Below are 216 nucleotides of genomic sequence, written 5' to 3'. Positions count from 1 at the left end.
CAATCTGTGTGGGCACTCCACAAGACGATATCCAGCATCTTCGGATGCAAAAAAATATCAAGTCTTGAAGAGTGACTAACTGAAGTAAAATTCATGCAGTAAATCTTTGAGCATCGCTTCTCGAGTGGAAGCAAATCAAGCTTTTAATTGAAGAGTTTGATCATGGCTCAGATTGAACGCTGGCGGCAGGCTTAACACATGCAAGTCGAGCGGTAG

At 43.1% G+C, this 216-nt stretch carries 1 rRNA gene; it reads left to right on the top strand.

Features of this window, described 5'->3' with window-relative positions:
- Positions 1-144 precede the first annotated feature (144 nt).
- A 16S ribosomal RNA gene (locus tag N865_RS21410) occupies positions 145-216 on the top strand; the annotation flags it as partial.

The sequence above is a fragment of the Intrasporangium oryzae NRRL B-24470 genome, from assembly GCF_000576595.1.
Lineage (GTDB): Bacteria > Actinomycetota > Actinomycetes > Actinomycetales > Dermatophilaceae > Intrasporangium_C > Intrasporangium_C oryzae.
Note: the sequence above shows the minus strand (reverse complement) of the source record. Positions and strands in the feature narration are given on the sequence as shown.